The 2,043-nt window shown below is 36.4% G+C and carries 3 protein-coding genes; all 3 read right to left on the bottom strand.

Annotated features, from left to right (window positions below):
- Window positions 1–144 precede the first annotated feature (144 nt).
- The 3 genes from COU51_00270 to COU51_00280 all read right to left on the bottom strand — a co-directional run bounded on the left by COU51_00270 (window position 145) and on the right by COU51_00280 (window position 1,905).
- Entirely contained in the window at window positions 145–447 is a 303-nt protein-coding gene (locus COU51_00270; protein ID PIR67119.1) for a hypothetical protein, read from the bottom strand.
- A 128-nt stretch (window positions 448–575) separates the two neighbouring features.
- Window positions 576–854 (bottom strand): hypothetical protein, encoded by a 279-nt coding sequence (locus tag COU51_00275; GenBank protein PIR67120.1) that lies wholly within the window; start codon window positions 852–854, stop codon window positions 576–578.
- Window positions 855–891: 37 nt separating this feature from the next.
- Window positions 892–1,905, bottom strand: a complete 1,014-nt coding sequence (locus tag COU51_00280) for a hypothetical protein (protein ID PIR67121.1) — start codon at window positions 1,903–1,905, stop codon at window positions 892–894.
- Window positions 1,906–2,043 lie beyond the last annotated feature (138 nt).

Consider the following 2,043-nt stretch of genomic DNA (forward strand, 5'->3'; position numbering starts at 1 on the left):
TAAAATTTTAAATTATTTGACATATCCACCACTTTAATGGTTTTGACCATATTTTTCTAATTGGGTGGTGCGTTCAGTTTAGATTATTGAAAAGACTCGTAACGCTTGACAAATCTTTTAAAATGTGCTATATTTCTCCTAACCCTAAACCACAGTAAGAATACCGCAAAAAGGAGAGAAACAATGAAAAAGATGCTGGGTAGTCTGCTTGTCGTCCTCGTTCTCGTCGTGTTCGCGACCCTTCCGAGTTTCGCCAATTCCGAGAAGGGCGGCAAGAAGGATCTGCCGCCGATGGTACACATATGGCGCTGTACCGCCTCCTCGGCCTACGCCTGGGGCGTCGGCATCCATCGCGCCCGCACCGTCGCGATGCAACTCGCCCTCAGGGAGTGCGCCGCGCGCACGCCGGCGTACGACGTCTGCAGTGTCGACAGCTGCTCGGTCCAATAGGCCGAGTGGCAACCGCCATGTCTTCAAGACCTCTGGCGGTTTTTTTATATTAATAAAATTTAAAAATATGCCAACAAAAATCCGAGGTCAACGCCTCGGATTTTTTAGTGTATATTAACCACTGTCTACTTCTTCTTTCTCTTTACTTCTATTTTTCCCTCAATAAAATGCATCACAATTTTTCCAACCATATCAGCAATAAGTCCCAAATGCCCCATTCCGTGTTCCATCTTATCTTTTATACCGGCAATAACCTTGCTAATCCCCATCACCTCTTTCATTATTTTATTTATTTTACTTAAAGCACCAATAAGATATATGAAAAATATTATTAAAACAACGGTTAGAAGCCCGGCAGAACAAGCTAAAACAAAATATAAAATATCCAAAGTAGTATTAAACATAATTTCAAAAATTATTTATTCATTAGTCTTGCTTTTATTATACCACAACTCTCTTTTTCTTTCCTTTCAACCTTTGTTTAGCGTGTTTCCGCAAATCCTCATATTTATCCGTTTCATCCATAATCTCCGAACCAATAATTTCTTCTAATACATCCTCAATGGTTACAACGCCCGAAAGGACGCTAAATTCATCCATTACAACAAAAAGGTGATTTCTTGTTTCCAAAAAAGAATCAAAAACCTGAGCTAAACCCTTATTCTCATCCACAAACAAAACTTTTTTTTCACAAGCTTGAAATACTTTTTTATTTTTATTTTTATCACCGATTAATTTTTTGACATATAGAATACCAACAATATTATCCAGTTTATTTTTATAAACCGGAATACGCGAATAACCGGATTTGACGATAACATCAAGGGAGGCGACATCTATCTTTTGAGAATAAGGAAGAGCAAATACCTCTGTCCTTGGCGTCATTATATTAGAAACTTTTTTATCAGCAAACGTAAGAGCCCCTTTTATAATTCTTTCCTCTTCTTCTTTTACATCACTGGCTACGGAATCTTCATGTTCTTCTACGATTTTCATTAATTCTTTTTTAGAATAAATCGTTGCCATTTCTTCTCCCAATAATTTATCAAGCACTCTCGCAATCGGCCAACAAACCGGAAAAAGCAAAATCATAAAAATCCTAACAAACCAAGTGAGCTTAGCGCCCAACTTTAATGAAAAACGCGAAAAAATAGCTTGCGGAGTTATTTCTCCCAATAAAACTATAAGAGCGGTCGCAATAAAACCGGCAATTATACCGGAAGTGATTGAACCTAAAAATACCGCTAATGAAGAATTCACTCCCACATTCCCAATAAGCAAAGTGCATAAAAGAAGATTGCTCTTTTTTCTTATGGGATAAAGTTTAGTCGCGTCTTTGTCGCCTAATGATTTTTTTCTTTTTAACTCATAACTATCCAAACTCATTAATCCCAGCGTCAAGCCTGAGAATAATGCAGAAAACAAAATCAGTATCGCAACTATTATGTAGTTCATATGTTATGATTGTATTATATCATAACATACAAAAAAATGAGGTAATGCCTCAATTTTATACAAAAATATATCCATTGATAATTTTAATAATTTATTCGTAATTGATAATTGAAAATTGTTTCCTACATCCTAATTTCA

This window comes from Parcubacteria group bacterium CG10_big_fil_rev_8_21_14_0_10_36_14 (assembly GCA_002772895.1).
In the GTDB taxonomy this organism is placed as follows: domain Bacteria; phylum Patescibacteriota; class Patescibacteriia.